This is a genomic window from Parapedobacter soli (assembly GCF_025460835.1).
Taxonomy (GTDB): domain Bacteria; phylum Bacteroidota; class Bacteroidia; order Sphingobacteriales; family Sphingobacteriaceae; genus Parapedobacter; species Parapedobacter soli.
In genome coordinates, this window is sequence record NZ_JAMXAY010000028.1 from 42641 (window position 1) to 63314 (window position 20674).

General features: G+C 52.7%; 19 protein-coding genes. All 19 read left to right on the forward strand.

The genetic code is table 11. The features are described from left to right. Positions 1-18: 18 nt before the first annotated feature. The 19 genes from cobA (at position 19) to NGM62_RS13085 (ending at position 20634) form a co-directional block, all read left to right on the forward strand. On the forward strand, positions 19-777 hold the full coding sequence (gene cobA, locus NGM62_RS12995; protein WP_262248550.1) for a uroporphyrinogen-III C-methyltransferase: 759 nt from the start codon (positions 19-21) through the stop codon (positions 775-777). Between the two features lie 32 nt (positions 778-809). Beyond that, the gene (locus NGM62_RS13000; protein WP_262248551.1) at positions 810-1553 is read left to right on the forward strand and encodes a HesA/MoeB/ThiF family protein; all 744 of its coding nucleotides are present in this window, start codon (positions 810-812) and stop codon (positions 1551-1553) included. Next, positions 1550-2500 carry a bifunctional molybdenum cofactor biosynthesis protein MoaC/MoaB gene (gene moaCB, locus NGM62_RS13005; protein WP_262248552.1) on the forward strand — a complete coding sequence of 317 codons (951 nt, stop codon included), beginning with the start codon at positions 1550-1552 and terminating at the stop codon, positions 2498-2500. The genes NGM62_RS13000 and moaCB overlap by 4 nt, the downstream gene beginning before the upstream one ends. 1 nt (position 2501) lies before the next feature. Continuing rightward, a complete protein-coding gene (locus tag NGM62_RS13010) occupies positions 2502-3698 on the forward strand; it encodes a molybdopterin molybdotransferase MoeA (RefSeq protein WP_262248553.1) in 1197 nt (398 codons plus the stop codon). A gap of 12 nt (positions 3699-3710) precedes the next feature. Next, positions 3711-5027 carry an MFS transporter gene (locus tag NGM62_RS13015; RefSeq protein ID WP_262248554.1) on the forward strand — a complete coding sequence of 439 codons (1317 nt, stop codon included), beginning with the start codon at positions 3711-3713 and terminating at the stop codon, positions 5025-5027. A gap of 35 nt (positions 5028-5062) precedes the next feature. Next, positions 5063-8575 (forward strand): nitrate reductase, encoded by a 3513-nt coding sequence (locus NGM62_RS13020; RefSeq protein WP_262248556.1) that lies wholly within the window; start codon positions 5063-5065, stop codon positions 8573-8575. Then, on the forward strand, positions 8568-10046 hold the full coding sequence (locus NGM62_RS13025) for a rubredoxin domain-containing protein (protein WP_262248558.1): 1479 nt from the start codon (positions 8568-8570) through the stop codon (positions 10044-10046). Before NGM62_RS13020 ends, NGM62_RS13025 begins: the two co-directional genes overlap by 8 nt. Beyond that, positions 10025-10750, forward strand: coding sequence for a sulfite exporter TauE/SafE family protein (locus NGM62_RS13030; RefSeq protein ID WP_262248560.1), 726 nt, complete (start codon positions 10025-10027; stop codon positions 10748-10750). The genes NGM62_RS13025 and NGM62_RS13030 overlap by 22 nt, the downstream gene beginning before the upstream one ends. 5 nt (positions 10751-10755) lie before the next feature. After that, positions 10756-11700 carry a GTP 3',8-cyclase MoaA gene (locus NGM62_RS13035; RefSeq protein WP_262248561.1) on the forward strand — a complete coding sequence of 315 codons (945 nt, stop codon included), beginning with the start codon at positions 10756-10758 and terminating at the stop codon, positions 11698-11700. Between the two features lie 3 nt (positions 11701-11703). Beyond that, on the forward strand, positions 11704-11940 hold the full coding sequence (locus NGM62_RS13040) for a MoaD/ThiS family protein (RefSeq protein ID WP_262248563.1): 237 nt from the start codon (positions 11704-11706) through the stop codon (positions 11938-11940). A 4-nt stretch (positions 11941-11944) separates the two neighbouring features. Further along, a complete protein-coding gene (locus tag NGM62_RS13045; protein ID WP_262248564.1) occupies positions 11945-12394 on the forward strand; it encodes a molybdenum cofactor biosynthesis protein MoaE in 450 nt (149 codons plus the stop codon). Positions 12395-12416: 22 nt separating this feature from the next. After that, entirely contained in the window at positions 12417-12995 is a 579-nt protein-coding gene (gene mobA / locus NGM62_RS13050) for a molybdenum cofactor guanylyltransferase (RefSeq protein WP_262248565.1), read from the forward strand. Then, positions 12992-13486, forward strand: a complete 495-nt coding sequence (locus NGM62_RS13055; RefSeq protein ID WP_262248566.1) for a molybdopterin-dependent oxidoreductase — start codon at positions 12992-12994, stop codon at positions 13484-13486. Before mobA ends, NGM62_RS13055 begins: the two co-directional genes overlap by 4 nt. Positions 13487-13639: 153 nt before the next feature. Beyond that, the gene (locus tag NGM62_RS13060) at positions 13640-14071 is read left to right on the forward strand and encodes a MarR family winged helix-turn-helix transcriptional regulator (RefSeq protein ID WP_262248567.1); all 432 of its coding nucleotides are present in this window, start codon (positions 13640-13642) and stop codon (positions 14069-14071) included. A gap of 185 nt (positions 14072-14256) precedes the next feature. After that, positions 14257-16701: a 3-hydroxyacyl-CoA dehydrogenase/enoyl-CoA hydratase family protein gene (locus NGM62_RS13065; protein ID WP_262248568.1), complete on the forward strand. Its 2445-nt coding sequence runs from the start codon at positions 14257-14259 to the stop codon at positions 16699-16701. 66 nt (positions 16702-16767) lie between these two features. Next, a complete protein-coding gene (locus NGM62_RS13070) occupies positions 16768-17127 on the forward strand; it encodes a four helix bundle protein (RefSeq protein WP_262248569.1) in 360 nt (119 codons plus the stop codon). A 70-nt stretch (positions 17128-17197) separates the two neighbouring features. After that, positions 17198-18373, forward strand: coding sequence for an acetyl-CoA C-acyltransferase (locus tag NGM62_RS13075; protein WP_262248570.1), 1176 nt, complete (start codon positions 17198-17200; stop codon positions 18371-18373). A 62-nt stretch (positions 18374-18435) separates the two neighbouring features. Next, positions 18436-18789 carry a four helix bundle protein gene (locus NGM62_RS13080; protein ID WP_262248571.1) on the forward strand — a complete coding sequence of 118 codons (354 nt, stop codon included), beginning with the start codon at positions 18436-18438 and terminating at the stop codon, positions 18787-18789. Positions 18790-18807: 18 nt separating this feature from the next. Next, the gene (locus NGM62_RS13085) at positions 18808-20634 is read left to right on the forward strand and encodes an acyl-CoA dehydrogenase family protein (RefSeq protein WP_262248572.1); all 1827 of its coding nucleotides are present in this window, start codon (positions 18808-18810) and stop codon (positions 20632-20634) included. Positions 20635-20674: the final 40 nt, after the last annotated feature.

Sequence of the window (20674 nt, forward strand, 5' to 3'; positions counted from 1 at the left end):
TAAAAAACGAGTGTTTATATGTTAAATATTCAAAATAAGCTATATATTATTGGGTCCGGTCCGGGTGATGTTGAATTAATTACCATAAAAGCGTATAAAATCCTAGCTAAAGCGGATGTGGTGTTGTTTGATAACCTAGTGAACCGGGATTTACTTGCCATTGTACCGGAAAACTGCACGAAAATTTATGTAGGTAAGAAACCCTTCGGCAAATATGTGCCCCAATCCGATATAAATGAGTTGATAGTATACTACTGTAAGCGCTACTCCCACGTCGTCCGGTTAAAGGGAGGTGATCCTTATATATATGGCAGGGGGTTCGAAGAGTGGGCTGTGGCCCAACGGTTAGGGGTGCAGGTAGTTTATGTACCGGGAATTACGAGTATGCAGGGTATCGGCATGTGGGACATCCCACTTACCCATCGCGGTACCAGCGAAGGGGTTTGGATACTCACAGGGATGAAAAGCGACGGTAGCATCGCCTCCGATTTATCGCTGGCCGTGCAAAGCAATTCAACGGTGGTTATTTATATGGGGATGCGGAAGCTATCAACGATTGCGCGCACGTACGTAATGCAAGGCAAAGGCGATACACCCGCTGCGATTGTGCAGGACGCCACCAAGCCCAATGGCCGAAAGGTAACCTGTGCGGTGCGCGACCTGGTGAAATGCAGCCGGGAGGCGGATATGGCTAATCCGGCTATCATCGTCATCGGCGAAGTCGTTGCCTTAAGTGAAGCGATGACATCCTTTCCCGTAAAGCGCCACGTGATATAGTATGGATCATAGAAAACTTAGGATACAAAAAGGTGGATAGCAGTTTTTTCAATGACCACCTTCAGCTGCCATTTATCGGCAGGCCGGGGGTCGACAATTTAAAAAAGAAACGAGTATTGGTGGTAGGAGCCGGTGGGTTGGGCTGCCCTGTCGTTTCGGCACTGGCCTCCAGTGGGGTCGGACATATCGGGATCGTAGATGGCGACCGGGTAAATGCCACGAACCTAGCACGCCAATTTCTGTACACGCCCGATCAGGTGGGTGAATTCAAAACTACGGCGGCCATCGACTATTTGAGAACCCGATGCGTTGAAACCTCCTTCGAAGGATATCCACTATACCTAAGTCCCCAAACGATCGATTCGTTGTTTGCCGCATACGATTTGATCATCGATGCGACCGACAATTTCCTGTCGAGGTCTATGATTGCCCAAGCATGCCTGAAGCTGGGGCTCCCTCAAGTGTATCGTGCTATCTTCCGGACGGAGGGGCAGGTCACCGTTTTCAACTACGGCGAGTCGACGGGAGCCATGACCGATTTATCCGCTGTCGACCCGGGAGCCATCGTAGGGACAGCCTGCACCGAATCAGGCACCTATATAATAGGCAGTATGGTGATAGGCCTGTTAATGGCAAATGAAGCAGTCAAAGTACTGCTGGGATTGCCCGGTATACTTGCAGGTAAATTGCTTCTTTTCGATGTGTTGACGCTCCAGCAGCGGATTGTCCGCTTTTCCAAACCACTAGCCACGACCCCGCTTGAACAGATAATATGAGAGATATCACACATAAAATCAGTACGCTCCGCACAGCATTGGCCAGTGCGGTTTTGTACATCACCGATAGGACCGCTTTAAGGGTTAAACAGGGTACACTTCCCAAGGGCGACCTCTTCGATGTGGCCCGTGCAGCCGCATTTCTGGGGGCAAAGGCAACTCCCCAACTGCTCCCGCACTGCCATCCCGTCAGTATCGACGCAATGGATGTCGATTTCGACTACCTATACCCGGACTCCCATCCCGCATATTTCGGCGATGGACAGCCAGACCGGGTGGGTATACAGCTTACTGTTTCCGCCAAATCGATTGGCCGGACAGGAATAGAGATGGAAGCGCTGACGGCGGTATCGGTGGCCGCGCTCGAACTTTATGACATGCTGAAACCGATCGATGACCAGTTGGAGATCGGACATATCCGGTTGATAAACAAAACAGGGGGTAAGTCAGACAACGACCGCTTCCTCGCGCCGTTGGCGACGTGCGCCATTCTGGTATGTTCGGATGCGACTTTCGCCGGACGGCGACTGGATAGCAGCGGTAAAAAAATCGAAGAAATGCTTCTGGCCACCGGCGCGCAGGTATTGGACTACCAAATCGTAGCCGATGAAAAATGCGATATCCAGCGTATTGTGCGGCACTGGGTAGATAGGGGAGTCCAGTTTATTTTCACTACGGGCGGCACAGGATTGGGTCCTAGAGACGTCACCGTGGAGGCCGTTGCCGAGTTACTGGAGAAACAAGCAAGCGGCATTGCCGAGGCCATGCGGACCCATGGGCAGCAGCGTACCCCCCTGGCCATGATGAGCCGCGCCGTTGCGGGCACAGTAGGCACTTCCTTCATCGTTACCCTGCCGGGCAGCACTAACGGGGTGAAGGAATGCCTGGAAGCTGTGCTGCCGGCACTATTTCATGTGCGGAAAATGGTGGTAGGAGGAGGACACTGATATGCTGAAATACCTGGAAGCTGTATCAAAAATCCGGGGCTTGGCGAGTCCATTCCCAGTGGAAACCGTACCGCTCACATCGGCAGACAACCGTGTGTTGGCCCGTCCTGTTTTTGCAGACCGCGATTACCCGCCTTTCGACCGCTCGGCGATGGATGGGATAGCCATCCGGCTGGCAGATTACCAGCAGGGTGCCCGGGAATTCCACATCGCAGAAACGATTTTTGCCGGCTCGGAGGCCACAGTGGCGTTGGAAGAAGGAACATGCTATCGGATTATGACCGGCGCACCTTGCCCACCTTCTGCAGATGCGGTCGTCCGCAATGAAGACATAACCTACATAAGCAGCCAGCAGGTGCGGGTCCAAAGCGAGCAGGTAGTACCCAAGCAGCATATTGCCCAGCAGGGGGAAGACCTCACCAAAGGCGACCGGGCACTTGCCGCACCCTGTCGATGTGACGTATCGGCCATTGGTACATTGGCGGCACTGGGGGTAAATAATGTACCCGTGTATGCCAACCCCTCCGTAGCGATTGTCACTACCGGCAATGAAGTGGTGGATATCGGTAGGCAGCCGAACCGGTTTCAGATACGGAACAGCAACCAGTACCTCTTGCGCTCATTGTGCTGCCGGTGGGGGCTGCCCATTGGCCTTTGCCAGCATGCGCCGGACGACCCGGCCATACTACGAGAGACCCTCGGGCAGGCGTTGGACCACCACATCACCATCATAAACGGAGGTGTTTCCGCCGGGGATGCGGATTATGTGCCGCAGGTATTGGCAGACCTCGGCGTAGAAACCTTGTTCCATAAGGTACTGATAAAGCCGGGTAAACCGATATTGGTGGGTACGACTCCCAATGGTGGTATCGTCTTCGCCCTGCCGGGGAACCCGTTGTCGTGCTTGGTTACCTTCAAACTGTTCGTGGAGGAATACCTATGGTGCTGCTATGGGTTTGCACACACGCGGCTCAAAAAAGCACAACTATTGAACTACCGACCCAAGAAAACATCCTTGGATGAATTTTTTCCTGTGTTCCGTGAAATTCATACCGACGGGTACACGTGGCGGCCGCATCATGGCTCGGGCGATATCACTGCCGCAGTGGGGTGCGATGGCATCGGCTGGCATCCGCAAAACAGGCGTGACATCAAAGCCAATGAGGTGATTTCAATTCTTTCCCTGTCAAGTTTTTAAGCTACTTATACTATGATTCAAAGCCAGCAACCACTCAGCAAACTCAACATCTTCTCGTTTAAGGGAATCCAGATGAGGACCTTCCACATTACGTGGATTACATTCTTTTTCTGCTTTTTTGGGTGGTTTGGGGCTGCGCCCTTGATGCCCATGATCCGCGATGAACTCGGCTTGACCAAAAGCGAGGTGGGCAACATCATCATCGCTTCTGTTTCGGCTACAATCATCGCCCGCTTAGTAATCGGCAAGCTGTGCGACTCGTTGGGGCCGCGGCGCACTTACACGATGCTGCTGGTGGTGGGTGCCATCCCGGTGATGCTGATCGGGTTGAGTAATAGTTACCTGTCTTTCTTGTTGTTCCGGTTTGCTATCGGGATTGTCGGTGCGTCCTTCGTCATCACCCAATTCCATACGTCCATGATGTTTGCGCCTAATATCGTCGGCACCGCGAATGCGGTAACCGGCGGCTGGGGAAACTTGGGCGGTGGTGTTACCAACCTGGTAATGCCATTGATTGCGGCTGGCTTTGCAGCGATGGGACTGGTGAGCGATGCCGATTCCTGGCTGCTGGCAATGGTAGTGCCCGGAGTCGTCCTGCTGGTCATGGCCTTTGTATACTATCGCTATACCACGGATACACCTGCAGGTAATTTCAAAAACCTGGAGCAGGTGGGTGCTGCGGTACGGCAAAAAAAGAGGAGGGGGACGCTGGTGGCAGCACTGCGTGATTATCGGGTATGGGTGTTGACACTGGCCTACGCCGCCTGTTTTGGCATCGAGATCACCGTAGATAATGTGGCAGCTACCTTCTTTATCGATCGGTTTGGCACCAGCCTCATCGTGGCGGGAGCCATGGCCGGCATATTCGGTGGTATGAATATTTTTGCACGTGCCCTTGGTGGAATCATCAGCGATCGTGTCGGCAACAAGTTCGGCTTGCGGGGTAAAGGAACGTTATTGGGGGTACTGTTGGTGCTGGAAGGTGTGGTGATTATGTTATTCGCAGCATCTGACTCATTGTTGCTTGCGTTGGTTACCATGCTGATTTTCGCATTGTTCCTGAAAATGGCCAATGGTTGTACCTATGGGATTGTCCCTTTCATCAATAAAGACAACATCGGGGTGGTGAGCGGCGTGGTGGGTGCCGGTGGGAACATCGGCGCCATGCTGGTTGGCTTCCTCTTCAAATCGGAAGAGCTGACGTACGTCGATGCCTTCCAGTATATCGGTATCGGGGTAGTTTTAATCGGATTGATGGTGGTGGTCACCAAATTCCAGCCGACACCGGCTGCCGCAGTGAAACGCCGCGAACTCGTGTTTGGGCAGTAGCAATAATATAAACGATTGATGGATCAGCGTTAACGATGAAGAAAACGGAAGTAACCAGTACCTGTTGCTATTGTGGGGTCGGCTGTGGGGTGAAGATCCAGCTGGATAAGCACAACCTGGTTGCCGTGACCGGCGACTCGGACCATCCGGTAAACCGCGGTAAGTTGTGTAGCAAGGGCATGAATTTACAGTATACGGTTAATGACCGGTCCGATCGATTGCAGTATCCACAGATGCGTTACCACCGCAGCATGCCCATGGAGCGTGTGAGCTGGGACGATGCCCTTACCCGTACCGCGGCGGTATTCCGCTCATTGATTTCAACGTATGGGCCCGACTCCGTAGCATTTTACGCATCGGGACAATGCCTTACCGAAGAGTATTACGTAGTCAATAAACTCATCAAAGGCTTTATCGGGAGCAACAACATCGATACCAATTCGCGCCTATGCATGAGCAGTGCTGTTGCTGCCTACAAAATGAGCCTGGGCGAGGATTCGGTGCCGATTTGCTACGACGATATCGAGCTGTCCGATTGCCTGCTGGTGGAAGGGGCCAACCCGGCTTGGTGCCACCCCATCCTCTGGCGGCGGGTGGAGGCCCACAAAGCGGAAAACCCGCATGCCCGGATTATCGTCGTCGATCCGCGCAAAACGGATTCTGCGGCTATCGCCGACATCCATCTGCAGTTGCAGCCCGGCACCGACATGGTGCTGAACTATGCCCTTGGCAGATTGCTGATTGAAAACGGCGACATCGACAGCGACTTCATCGAAAATCATACGGAAGGATTTGCGGCGTATAAAACGCGCGTATTTGAGCGCACCGTGGCGGAGGCTGCGCAGATTTGCCGGCTGCCCGAAGGGGAAATCCGGCGGGCAGCCGCGTATATCGGGATGTCAAAATCGCTGTTGACCCTGTGGACTATGGGACTTAACCAAAGTGCGAAAGGAGTAGACAAGAACTTGTCGCTCATAGACCTCAACCTTATCACCGGGCGGATCGGCAAGCCGGGGTCAGGTCCGTTCTCGCTAACGGGCCAGCCCAATGCCATGGGGGGGCGTGAAGTGGGAGGGCTGGCCAACCTGCTTCCGGCACACCGCGACCTCAAGAACGATGCCCACCGGCGGGAGGTGGCCGGTTTCTGGGGCGGCACGGCTATCGCCGATAAACCGGGCCTCACGGCGACCGAGATGTTCGATGCCCTCGCCGATGGGAGACTGAAAGCCGTCTGGATCCTGTGTACCAATCCGCTGACAAGCCTGCCCAACGCCCGGAAGGTGGAGCAAGCGCTGACGAATGCCAAATTTGTTGTGGTGCAGGAAATAAGTAACAAGCCCCAGACATTGGATTATGCCGACGTGATCCTGCCCGCGGCAGGTTGGGGAGAGAAAGAAGGGACCATGACCAATTCCGAAAGGCGGATCAGCCACCTGCACAAAATCATCGACCCTCCCGGAGAAGCGCTTCCCGATGCGGAGATCATCTGTCGCTTCGCCCAGAAGATGGGCTACCGTGGGTTTGACTACACAGGCCCGGAAGCGATATACAAGGAGCATACCCGGCTCACGGCCAAAACGTCCATCCGTGTTGAAGGGCTGGATTATGCGCGGATAGACAGCCATAAGACCATCCAATGGCCCTACCGGAAGCACCAAGACAGAGGTACGCCGCGTTTGTTTGCAGACCACCGGTTTCATACACCCACTCAGCGGGCCATCATCCACAGCCCAGGTGCCGAGATGCCGAGCGAGCAGCCCGACACCGATTTCCCGTTCATCCTGACCACGGGCCGTATTCGCGACCAATGGCATACCATGACCAAAACAGGAAAAGTGAGCAAGCTGAAGCAGCATATCAGGGAGCCCCAATTAGAAATGCACGAAGACGATGCCCGGCAACTGGGGATAGCCGAGAGTCAGCTGGTGGAAATCACCTCCCGCCGGGGCAATGTACGGGTGAAAGTCACTATTAGCGATACCATAAAGCCCGGTTGCGTGTTTCTGCCCATGCACTGGGGCAAGCTGTGGGGCTCGGACCTCAACCGGACAAACAACCTGACCAACCCATTGCTGGATCCGATATCGAAAGAGCCGGACTTTAAGTTCTGTGCGGTACAGGTGACGCCTTACCGGAAGCCGTTCGAGCGGATCGTGATCGTGGGCGCCGGAGCGGGCGCATTCGGATTCGTGAAAACTTTCCGTGAGCTCAATAACACCGACGAAATCACCGTGTTCAGCAACGAAGACCTTCCGTTTTACAACCGGGTGATGCTACCGCATTATGTGAGTGGCGACCAGCAATGGGGCGAATTGGTGAAAATGCAGGATGAGGAGGAGCACGGCGTATACCAGATCAAGCACATCCGCGGGGTGGCGGTAACCCGTATTGACCGGTCAACGAAATGCGTCGAAGACTCACGGGGGATAAAAACGCCCTATGACATACTCATTCTGGGAACAGGAAGCCGCCCGGCGATGCCCAAAGACATACCGAACCTGCCCGGTATTTTCAGCATGCGGCGCCGATCGGATGCCGACAACCTCCGGAAGTTCCTTCGGAAAGAAGCATCGGTCGTGATTATCGGCGGTGGACTCCTGGGGTTGGAAATGGCAGCAAGCTTGCGCGAAATGGGTATGAAGATCACCGTCGTACAGCGGGTTTCACGTTTCCTGAACCGCCAGCTCGACGTACTGGGCAGCCAGATGCTCCACGAGGAGATGGTGGAACACGGCTGCGACGTGTACTACAACGATGAGGTGCAGCTCTACTACGGCCGCAACAAGGTCAGCAAAGTCGAACTGAAGAGTGGCCGGCAGATTAAATGCGATGCGGTGATTGTGGCAATCGGCACCACCCCCAATATCGAGCTGGCCAAAGCTGCGGGCCTGCAATGCCAGCGTGGGGTGGTGGTGAATAACCGCATGCAAACGAGCGACCCGTCCATCTATGCCATCGGCGAGATCGCCGAATTCGAAGGGGTGCTGTACGGCATCACCGCTGCTGCTGAGCAGCAGGGAGCAGTCGTAGCACGATACCACCATGGCGATGTGGGGAGTGTATACCAAGGCAGCGTGTTTATGAACATCATCAAAATACAGGGGTTCGACCTGTGTAGCATCGGCCTCGTCGATTGCCCCGACGACAGCTACGAAGAAATCGTTTTCATCGACAAAGCCAAACGGTATTACAAGAAATGCATTATCCACCAGGACCGGCTGGTAGGGGCCATTTTAATTGGCGACAAGAATGAGTTCCTCGAGTTCAAAGATCTGATTACGAATAAAACCGAGCTCAGTGAGAAACGGTTGCAACTGTTACGCGGCGGCTCAACAAAAGAACCGGTCATAGGAAAACTGGTATGCAGCTGCAGCCAGGTGGGTGAAGGGAACCTGACCAACCTGATCCAGTCGGGCTGTACCGAGTTGGATACCTTATGCGCGACCAGTGGCGCCGGAACTGGATGCGGCTCATGCCGGCCGCAGGTGATGGCAATCTTGGAAGGGGTGCTGGCGGAAGCCGAAAAAATGGAGGAGGTACATGGCTAAACATATACAACCCGTGTGGAAACGCGTCAAGGTGAACCTACCGGGCGGCTTTGTGTCTATCGGCGATCTCCGGACACTGTTGGAGGCCATTGAATCCGTAGGTATCCACGCCGTAAAAATCGGGAACCGGCAGCAGCTCCTTTTTGCGGCAACGGCTGAGCAGCTTGACGAGCTCACCTACGACCTGCTGAACCAGGAGCTCCTCCACGAAGTGGTCAATGATTACTACCCCAATATCGTCAGCTCCTATGTGTCGGACGGCATTTTCAACCAATCGCGCTGGCTAAGAGAGGGCATCTACAAAGACATTCTGGCCTCGTTTGAGTTCGTGCCTAAGCTAAAGGTGAACATTGTCGATGCGAACCAATCGCTGGTGCCGTATTATACAGGCAATCTGAATTTCGTTTCGTCCGACATCGGTAACTTCTGGCACGTTTTCGTCCGGTGGCCAAAAGCCAACCAACTGTTCGAATGGTCGTCGCTGGTATACTCCATGGATATCGCAGAGGTCTGCCGGCAGCTGGAAAAGCTGATCCTCCAGGGCGACGGCTTGCCGAAAACAGGCGTCAGGGTAAGGGGTGCGAGTCTCGAGACGAAGGTGAAGGAGGCAGTATCTTTCCATTCCCAGGAGCCCGGCCGGCCGTTGGTCGAGTCGGAATTCCGACTTCCCTATTACGAAGGGTTCAACCGGTACGAAGATAAATTCTGGCTGGGTATTTACCGGCCCGACGAGACATACACCGTTTCCTTCCTGCTCGACGTTTGCGACGCTTGCCAGACCTCGCGGATCGGCCAGCTGTATACCACGCCATGGCGATCGTTGATCATCAAGGATATCCGGCAGGAAGACCGCATGGTGTGGGATTATATTCTGGATAAGCACCGCGTTAACCTACGCCACGCATCCAACGAGCTGAATTGGCAGCTGGAAGATTGGTGTGAACCTGCCCTGAAGCTGAAGCGGTCGATCGTACGGTATTTCGATCGGCTGAACATCCGGACCTATCGGCTGTGTTTCGGTATCAAGATCGGAACAAACAGCGGTATCTGGGGGTCTATTATTTTAAAAGATACGACCGGTGGTAGCAAGGAGCCTTGCTTTGACGTACTGCACACCGAAGACTTCAACGCAAACGCCCGCATACTCATTCCGTACAAGCAGGGGGTGCCACAGCAATCGCTACCGCATGTCCTCAAGCAACTTTGTGACAACTATTACGATTCGACGATTGAAGGCGGCTTGTCGTCCACCCGCCCGGCAGCGCACTTGTCCGAAGCCCCGGAGGGCGTACCCACACATCCGCGATTCCAGTGCACACACTGTCTGAGTATTTACGATGCCGCCTACGGCGATGCGCTCGCGGCGGTACCACCCGGTTTAGCGTTTACCGACTTGCCAACAGACTACACCTGTGGTTTGTGCGGCGCGCCGAAGAAAGATTTTAAGCTATGGAACTATATATCGCATTGACATTATTCACAGTAGGTTTTCTATATGCATCTGTTGGCCATGGAGGTGCCAGTGGCTACATAGCCGTATTCTCCATTTTCGGCATTCCGGTTATCCAGTATAAGCCGCTTATCCTCGTACTCAATATGCTGGTTGCAGGTACCGGGTTCGTACAGTTCCGGCGTGCTGGCCACTTCAGGTGGTCTACCTGCTGGCCGTTCCTGGTCACATCCATACCAGCCGCTTTTCTGGGGGCACGATACGCCATCGTCGGACAGCTCTACTTCGTACTCCTGGGCCTCGCGCTGGTGTTACCCACCATCAGGCTGCTGGGCATTACACCAAGAGAACATGCGCAGACCAAACCCGTAAATGTGCCGGTGGCATTGCTCATGGGGATACTTCTCGGCGGTTTATCGGGCATGCTTAATATTGGTGGAGGTATTTTTTTGAGCCCTTTGCTCATTTTACTAGGATGGGCCAATGCCAAAGAAGCCGCCGCATCGTCGGCCATTTTCATTGCACTTAACTCACTGAGCGGTTTGCTGGGTAGCACCTCGCCGGTGTATATCGACAATCAGATCGCCATTTGGTTCTGTTTCGCTGCCGTGGGTGGATTCGCCGGCGCTTATTTCGGTAGTGCACGTTTCCAGATGGCGACAGTCCGCACGCTGCTGAGCGTGGTCCTGATGATTGCCTGCTGCAAGCTGTTATTTTTTATGTGATGGGTATGTTAAAAGATAATATCGGTCGTTCGTTCCGTGTTTTGCGGGTTAGTTTGCTGGATACGTGCAACTTCGCATGCACCTACTGCGTTTGCGAAGATAAACCCGCTGCCAAAGGCGCCGAAGAGACCATACTATCAGTTTCCGAGCTCATCGGGTTGATTGCCCGCCTGCATCAAGTACTCCACCTGCACACGGTCAGGCTAACCGGTGGCGAGCCGCTGCTGTATCCTGAGTTACCCACATTGATTGCAGGTATCCGCTCGTTGGGCATCCGCAATATCAAGATGACCACCAACGGCTTTTTGCTAGCAAGGAGGGTCGGTGAGCTGAAACGTGCCGGACTCCAATCGATCAACGTGTCGCTGGATGCGTTGGATGAAGGACGTTTCTTCCGGGTGACGAAGCGGACCGGAGTAGCACGCGTGGTGGAAGGCCTGCTGGCGGCGAAGCATGCGGGATTGGAGGTGAAGATCAATACCGTGGTGATGCGGGGCGAAAACGACGGCGAGGTGCTGCCGCTGCTGGACTTTGCCTTCCGGCAGGGACTTACAATCCGATTGCTGGAACTGATGAGTATGGGGCATTTATATGGAAATATGGATGAGAGGTTTTTCCCAAAAGCGGCGATGCTGGCCACCATCGCCGGCCGGTACCGGATCCGGGAGCTTGCAAAGCGGCCCGGCGACACCGCGACATACTGGGCAACGGCATGCGGGCACAGCTTCGGTATTATCGCTAATGAAAGCCAACCCTTTTGTGCCGACTGCAACCGGTTGCGGTTGGACACCAAAGGGAATATCTATGGCTGTTTGAGCAGCAACACGCCCATTCCCATTGTCGGCATCGCCACGCAGCGGGGACTGGAGGCCAGTTTATATGCGGCATTGGAACAAAAACAACTGAAATTCTCAGGAAGTGAACTAAGCATGTTAACAATTGGAGGATAAACGATGATTAAACTAGAGTTTTATGCGGCGTTGAAAGACCATTTTCCAGCGTGGATGGAGGTCGATGACACACTAAAGGATGTGCGGGCATTGCGCAAGTATTTGGTCGATAGGGACATGTCTGCCTCGGTATTGCTGGCGCAGTGCCGGTTTGCGGTCGACGATACATTTGTTGATGAGGGGCACGCCCTTCGCGCAGGAGATACCGTACTGGTAATCCCGCCGAGCAGTGGAGGGTAATGGCATGGAGCACCTTTGTACGGAACATATCGACGTGGGCTCGCTGTGGCAGCGGAGCCATCATCCTGAAGCAGGAGGGCTGGTCTTATTCAGTGGTGAGGTTAGAGACAACCACCAGGGCAAGGCCGTTTCGCATCTATATTATGAGGCTGCCGAGTCCATGGCCAATAACATGATAGCGGCCCTGCTAGAAGAAGCTACGCAGCGGTGGGGCCTGCACGTGGCCATCGCTGTGCACCGGCTGGGAAAGGTGGCAGTGATGGAAACAGCAGTAGTGGTCATTACCGGTGCGGCCCACCGCAAGGAAGCCTACGCAGCCAACCAGTATATCATAGACCGCATAAAGCACGACGTGCCGATATGGAAATGCGAGTATTTTGCCGGCGGCGGCCGGATATGGGGCGGACACTGCTCCTGCAAGGAGGAACGGGTGGATGAAAGCGTGATTTTTTAAAGTTGATGAAATAGATGTTATCGTGCAGAATTTGATAGGACTTGTACTATGCGGTGGCAAAAGCAGCCGTATGGGAACCGATAAAGGGATGCTGATGAAGGAAGGTTATACGTGGGCCGAATATATGGAGGCCAAATTGACGCTGCTTAATTTGAAAACGTATATTTCCATCAATTCATCCCAGTTTATCGAGTACGGCCGGTTTTTCTCTCCGAAAGCGTTGATACCTGACCAAGTGGATGTGAGAGGTCCGCTGTGTGGTCTATTGAGTGCACATTTGCGCTTCCCCAAAAAAGATATCATTGTGGTGCCGTGTGATATGGTAGATTTAGATACGTCGCTGTTGCAACGGTTATTGAATATCCGTCGGCAGATTGTCCACGCCGATGCGTACCTGTATGGACAAACCGGTTTCACAGAGCCATTATGTGCCATCTATACGGCCTCGGGGCTCCGAAAGCTGTGTGTCGCGTACGACGGTGGTAACTCGACCGATTTTTCGGTGCGGCGTGCCACAGAGTCACTTAATACAGTATACCTACCCCTACCGGAAAACACACTGGATTTCCGGAATTATAACACCCCAGATTGTATTTTATGAGAAAAACAGCATCATTATGGACAATCTTTGTGTTGGTCCTTTTTATTGGCAATGAGAGTTGCGCCCAAGCCGTATTGGAAATAGGCGGCGACGTAGAAAAGCCACTTTCGCTAACGATGGAAGAACTAAAGACATGCTCCCCGCAGCGCTATACCACGCAATCGATGGATGGCGATACAGTCGTGTATGACGTTGTCCGCCTGATCGACGTGTTAGCATTGGCCGGCGTACCTGCCGGAAACCAGTTGAAGGGAAAACACGTCCAAAAGGCAGTTGTCGTTGCCGCGGAAGATGGTTATAGAGCCGTGTTCTCACTAGCGGAGCTTGACCCGAAATCGGCTGACGGTGCTATCTTGCTGGCTATCGGGCAGCAAGGTAAGCCACTGGATAAACGGGTGGGGCCGTTGCGCCTCATTGCCCCCAAGGATCGGTTGCATTCGCGCTGGGTGTGGCAAGTCCGGAGCTTTTTCGTTGTTTCCCCTCAGTTGTAAGACCCCAATAAGGCTGCTTTCACCAAATGGTAAAGCACTTTTCCACGTTCCACCCTTCGGGGACAAATCTTTATTTGCACAAAAAACTTGCAATCCAAAATTATTCCACCTAAATTTGCTATGCATGCATAATAAATTGCAGGGAAAACCGGTATGAATGAAGACAATACAATAGATTATTACTTAAAGGCAGCGTGGCAGTCGGCAGCGAACAAATATAATCAGATCGCATCGCAGTTCGGGATTACCCAAGCCACGGGCTATGTACTCATCAATATCCATAAGGAAGGCACGCCCGTTTCTCAGATTGCCGGCCTACTGGGCGTGAAAGCCACAAGTTTGTCGCGCATACTCAACAATTTGGAGAAATTGGAGTTGATTTATAGGGAAACGAATAGTGCCGACAAGCGTTCGGTGAAGGTTTTCCTAACGGCGCTGGGTAAGGAGAAGCGGGAGCAGGCCAAAGATGTGGTACGTAAATTCAACGCATACCTCGATCAGCACCTGTCTGACGAAGAGCGGATATCGGCCATCCGCACATTGAAGCGCATTAACGAGTTGGCCGTACAATATAAACCGGAGTGAGATATGAGATATGAGATATGAGATATGAGATATGAGATATGAGATATGAGATATGAGATATGAGATATGAGATATGAGATATGAGATCTGAGATATGAGATATGAGATATGAGATGTGAGATATGAGATTTGAGATATGAGATGTGAGATGTGAGACATCAGATTTGAGACTTGAGACATCAGATATGAGACATGAGACAATAGACAAAAGGCGAATCACAAAAGTGGCCGTGCTGGGCTCAGGGGTGATGGGATCGCGCATAGCGTGCCACTTCGCCAACATCGGGGTCGAGGTATTGCTGCTCGATATCGCACCTAACGAGCTGACACCGCAGGAAACGGCCAAAGGCCTGGCCCTCGATAGCAAGGCCGTGCGCAACCGCATCGTAAATCAATCGTTGGATGCCGCTATCAAAAGTAACCCTTCGCCTGTGTTCAGCAAACATAGTGCGAAGTTGATTACAACCGGCAATTTCGACGATGACTTCCCCGCTATTGCGTCGGTCGATTGGGTAATCGAGGTGGTAGTGGAGCGGCTGGATATCAAGAAACAGGTGTTCGACAAGGTAGAGCAACACCGCAAAGCCGGTACGCTGGTTACCTCCAATACCTCCGGTATCCCCATCCACCTCATGGCAGCGGGGCGTAGCGATGACTTCAAGGCTCATTTCTGTGGTACACACTTCTTCAATCCGCCCCGTTACCTGCGGTTGCTCGAAATCATCCCCACACCCGCTACAAAGCCAGAAGTAGTCGATTTCCTGATGCATTATGGCGACAAATTCCTTGGCAAAACTGCAGTGCTCTGTAAAGATACCCCGGCATTTATCGGTAACCGTATCGGTGTGTATTCCATGTTGGCAATCACCCACTTGGTAGAGCAGCTGGGTCTTACTGTCGAGGAGGTAGATAAGTTTACCGGTCCGGCCATGGGCCACCCCAAAAGCGCCACCTTCCGCACCGCCGATGTGGTGGGGCTCGATACGTTAGTGAATGTAGCCAACGGGCTGGCTGAAAACGCACCCGCTGATGAAGCCAAAGGCGTTTTCCAGTTGCCTGACTACATCCGGCAGATGGTCGATAAAAAATGGCTGGGCGAGAAGAGCGGACTAGGATTCTACAAGAAAATAAAAGATGATAAAGGGAATAGCGTTATCCTGTCGCTCGACTTGAAAACGCTGGAGTATCGCCAGCAGGAGAAGGTGAAGACGGCAACGTTGGATGCTACAAAAGGTGAAGACGATATCCGCAAGCGCATGAAGGTCTATGAGCAAGGCACCGACAAAGCCGGTGCATTCTTCCGGGCCATGCACTACCCACTATTTGAATACGTCTCCCGACGAGTACCCGAGATTACTGATGAGTTTTTCCGCATCGACGATGCCATGCGCGCCGGGTTCGGCTGGGAGCTTGGACCGTTTGAAGTGTGGGACGCGCTGGGCGTGAAAGAAACCCTAGCAAAGATAGAGTCAGAAGAAAAGCGCGTGCCTGGCCACAGCGGCGAGGTAGCCGGATGGGTACAGGACATGCTTGCGGCAGGCCACGACTCCTTCTACAAGGTGGAAAATGGCGTGCGGCATTATTACGATATCGGCAGCAAGTCGTATAAACCCATACCCGGTACCCAAGCTTTTATTATCCTGGATAATATCCGCGGACAAAAAACAGTCTGGAAGAACAGCGGATTGACCATCACCGATCTCGGTGATGGCATCCTCAACGCGGAGTTCCATACCAAGATGAATACGATTGGGGGCGATGTGATCCAGGGGTTGCATAAGGCAATCGACTTAGCTGAGAAAGACTTTCGTGGGCTGGTGGTGGGTAACGACGGGGCCAACTTCTCTGCCGGGGCCAATATCGGGATGATCTTCATGATGGCCGTGGAGCAGGACTACGATGAACTGAATAGGGCCGTAAAAACCTTTCAGGACACGGCCATGCGACTACGTTATTCTGCTGTCCCCGTTGTTGCAGCGCCTTTCAATCTTGCCCTGGGCGGTGGTTGCGAGTTTTCCATGCATGCCGACTTCGTGCAGCTCCATGCCGAAACGTACATGGGGCTTGTGGAATTCGGGGTGGGGGTGATTCCGGGCGGAGGTGGCTCCAAGGAGTTCGCCCTACGAGCGTCCGACGAATTCAAGGAGGGACAGATTGTGCAACAAACGCTGCGCGATCGGTTCCTTACCATTGGGCAAGCTAAAGTGTCTACATCGGCGGTAGAGGCCTTCGAACTCGGCTACTTGGAAGCCGGCAAGTATGCCATCAGCATGAACCGCAGTCGGTTGTTGGCCGATGCCAAGGCGAAAGCCACTGAGCTCGCAGAGACGGGCTACACCCAACCGGTACAGCGTACCGACATCAAAGTGCTGGGTAAGCAGGGGCTGGGTATCGTTTATGCCGGAGCCAACTCAATGCGCGCCGGCAACTACATCTCCGAGCACGACCAGAAGATTTCTGAAAAATTAGGCTGGGTGATGTGCGGTGGCGACCTGTCATCGCCCACCGAAGTGTCGGAGCAATATCTACTGGACTTAGAGCGCGAGGCATTCCTGTCATTATGTGGCGAGCGTAAAACGCTGGAACGGATCCAGCACATGTTAACCAAGGGTAAAGCGTTGAGGAATTGATTGGAGACAATAGACAATAGACAATAGACAATAGACAATAGACAACAGACAACAGACGATAGACGTATGGCGGTTCATAATTTCAAGGAGCTAATTGTTTGGAAGAGGTCGGTTGATTTAGCGGCGGAGGTTTATCAAGCTGTTTCAGTATTCCCGCAAGATGAACGCTTCGGGCTTACGAGCCAAATTAAACGGGCAGCAGTATCCATTGCTTCTAATATAGCAGAGGGTTCTGGTAGAAACTCGGATAAGGAGTTTGTTCATTTCTTGGGAGTAGCTAAAGGATCAGCGTATGAGCTTTTAACTCAATTGTTTATTGCCGACAGGCTTGGCTTGTTACGCCCCGAGAGCACAGATGAGTTAATGAACAAAGTCGAGGAAGTGCAGAAAATGATTCACGGGTTTCAGGAAAAATTAAAAAAATAGATGACTTACCGGCGCTGAACAGGGAGGTCTATTGTCTGATGTCTAACGTCTGATCTCTAAAACAAAAAATATGGAAGCTTACATCATAGCAGGATACAGAACAGCGGTTGGAAAGGCACCAAGAGGCGTGTTCCGTTTCACGCGGGCAGACGATCTCGCGGCGGATGTCATCAAACATTTGGTTGCGTCGGTGCCTAACTTGGATAAAGAGCAAATCGACGACGTAATCGTGGGCAACGCTACGCCGGAGGCGGAGCAAGGCCTCAACATCGGTCGCATGATTTCACTGATGGGGCTGGATACGGAGAAAGTGCCCGGCGTGACAGTGAACCGCTACTGCGCATCGGGGTTGGAGACCATCGCCACGGCGGTTGCTAAAATCAGGGCGGGTATGGCTGATGCCATCATAGCCGGTGGCGTCGAGGTGATGTCGGGCATGCCATTCGGCGGGTGGAAGTTGGTGCCCAATCCCGATGTTGCCAAACGGCACCCCGATTGGTATTGGGGCATGGGGCTTACGGCCGAAGCAGTGGCCAAAGAGTATAAGGTGAGCCGCGAGGACCAGGATGAATTTGCGTTGAAGTCGCACCATAAGGCCGTTGCCGCCATTGCAAATGGCCATCTTAAAGATGGAGTAGTGCCAATTACGGTGAAAGAAAACTACCTTGAAGATGGCAGGCGGATTAAGACCCGCGAGTATGTGGTGGATACCGATGAGGGGCCGCGGGCAGACACGAGCCTGGAAGCATTGGCCAAGTTGAAGCCGGTATTTGCGGCGGGTGGAACCGTTACCGCTGGGAACTCATCGCAGACATCAGATGGCGCCGCCTTCGTACTTGTGGTATCCGAAAAGAAGATGAAAGAGCTGGGGGCAAAACCCATCGCGCGGCTGGTAAGTTACGGCGTAGCGGGCGTACCACCCCGTATCATGGGCATCGGCCCTATTGAAGCTATTCCAAAAGCACTTAAAATGGCAGGGATGAAACTCGAAGATATGGAACTCATCGAGCTGAATGAGGCATTCGCTGCCCAATCGCTGGCGGTAGTCCGTGAGCTCGGTATCAACCAAGACATTTTAAACGTAAATGGGGGAGCAATCGCGTTAGGGCATCCACTGGGTTGCTCAGGCGCCAAGTTATCCGTGCAACTGTTCCATGAGTTGAAGCGCAGGAACAAGCGGTACGGTATGGTAACGATGTGTGTAGGTACAGGGCAGGGAGCCGCGGGGGTGTTTGAGGTGATGTGAGATATGAGATATGAGATTTGAGATATGAGATTTGAGATTTGAGAATTAAACTAAAGTAGTATATGCACCATTTAAAGGAAATCCATGTGTGGCGTAAGGCTGTTGAGTTAGCAACATATATTTACAAAACGGTTGCTGATTTTCCGTCAGATGAGAGGTTTGGACTGACCAATCAGATTAAGCGCGCCGTGGTCTCTATCGCTTCTAATATTGCCGAAGGTGCAGGGCGCAATTCCGATAAGGAGTTCGTTCAGTTTCTCGGAATCGCAAACGGATCTTCTTATGAATTACAAACTCAGATTATTATAGCCCGTAATTTAGGCCTATTGGATGATAATAGCACGAAATATATCGAAGAACAGTTGGATGAAATTCAAAAGATGATTTATGGATTTCAGAAAAAATTAAAAGTATAACATTCAAATCGAATGAACATGGAAAAGGAATTTAGTGACGAGACAGGTCTAAAATCTGACATCTCAAATCTCAAATCTATAAAGGGAGGCGAATTCGTTATCCGCGAAACGTCCTATAAAGAGGTGTTTATTCCCGAGGAATTTGACGAAGAACAAGTCATGATCCGGCAGACGTGTGAGGATTTTCTAGAAGCGGAGGTCTTCCCCAACCTGGACCGCATCGATGCGCAGGAGGAGGGTTTGATGGAGAGCCTGCTCGACAAGGCGGGTGAGCTGGGTCTACTGGGGGTCTCCGTGCCGGAGGCTTATGGCGGATTCGGGAAGAACTTCAACACCTCCATGCTGGTGGCCGACATCATCGGTGCTGGACACTCTTTCGCCGTGGCACTTTCGGCACACACCGGAATCGGCACGCTGCCCATCCTCTACTATGGCAACGCTGCCCAGAAAGAAAAGTACGTGCCTAAGCTGGCTACGGGCGAGTGGAAAGCAGCGTATTGCCTTACAGAGCCCAATTCGGGGTCTGATGCCAACTCCGGGAGGACAAGCGCCAAGCTCAATGCGGAGGGAACCCATTACCTTCTTAACGGGCAAAAGATGTGGATTACCAACGGCGGTTTTGCCGATGTGTTCATTGTATTTGCAAAAATCGATGACGATAAGAACCTCTCCGCATTTATTGTGGAGCGTGCGTTCGGCGGTATCACCATGAACCCCGAAGAACACAAACTCGGCATCAAAGGGTCGTCTACCCGGCAGGTGTTTTTCAACGATTGCCCCGTGCCTGTGGAAAACCTGCTTTCCGAACGGGGAAACGGATTTAAAATTGCCGTCAACATTCTCAATGTAGGGCGCATCAAGCTGGGTGCTGCCACCATAGGCTCTTCCCGGCGTGTAATAGGACAGGCGGTAAACTATGCCAATGAGCGTGTGCAGTTCGGTTTGCCGATTTCCAAATTCGGTGCCATCCGCTATAAGCTCGCGGAGATGGCCGTACGTAATTACGCGGTGGAAAGTGCCGGATACCGTGCAGGCCAAAACATCGATGATGCATACGACGCATTGGTAGCTAGCGGCATGGATACTGCCAAAGCCAAACTGAAGTCGACCGAGCAGTTCGCCATCGAATGTGCCATATTGAAGGTTTGGGGTTCGGAGATGCTCGACTATGTGGTGGATGAAGGGGTGCAGATTTATGGTGGTATGGGCTACTCGGCCGATGCACCGATGGAACGCGCGTACCGCGATTCGCGTATCAATCGCATTTTCGAGGGCACCAACGAAGTCAATCGCCTGCTCATTGTGGATATGCTTTTGAAACGTGCACTCAAAGGCGAGCTGGACCTCATGGGGCCCGCGCAGGCAGTGGCCGGTGAGCTGATGGCTGTCCCCGATTTCGGGGAAGCAGACGGCACGCCGTTTGCATACGAAAAGAAACTGCTTGCCAACCTTAAAAAGGCGGGGTTGCTCGTAGCGGGTGCTGCCGTACAAAAACTGATGGCAACCCTGCAAAAGGAGCAGGAGATATTAATGAACATTGCCGACATAATCGGCTACGTGTACCTTGCCGAATCCACCTTGCTCAGGGTCGAGAAATTGGTGGAGCAGCGGGGGGAAGAAGCCGTGCAGCGGCAGCTGGATATGGCACGTATTTATTTGCATACAACAATTGACCGGGTATATCTCGCCGGTAAGGAAGCGCTTCATTCCTTTGCCGAAGGCGACGAATTGAAAATGATGTTGGTAGGCATCCGGCGGTTTACCAAAGCTGAGCCCTATAACATCAAGGCGGCCCGCCAGCGGGTGGCACAAGCATTAATTGAAGCAAATGGCTGGTGTTTCTAACGAGAAATCCACAAACACATGAAACGGAACCGGGGTAGGG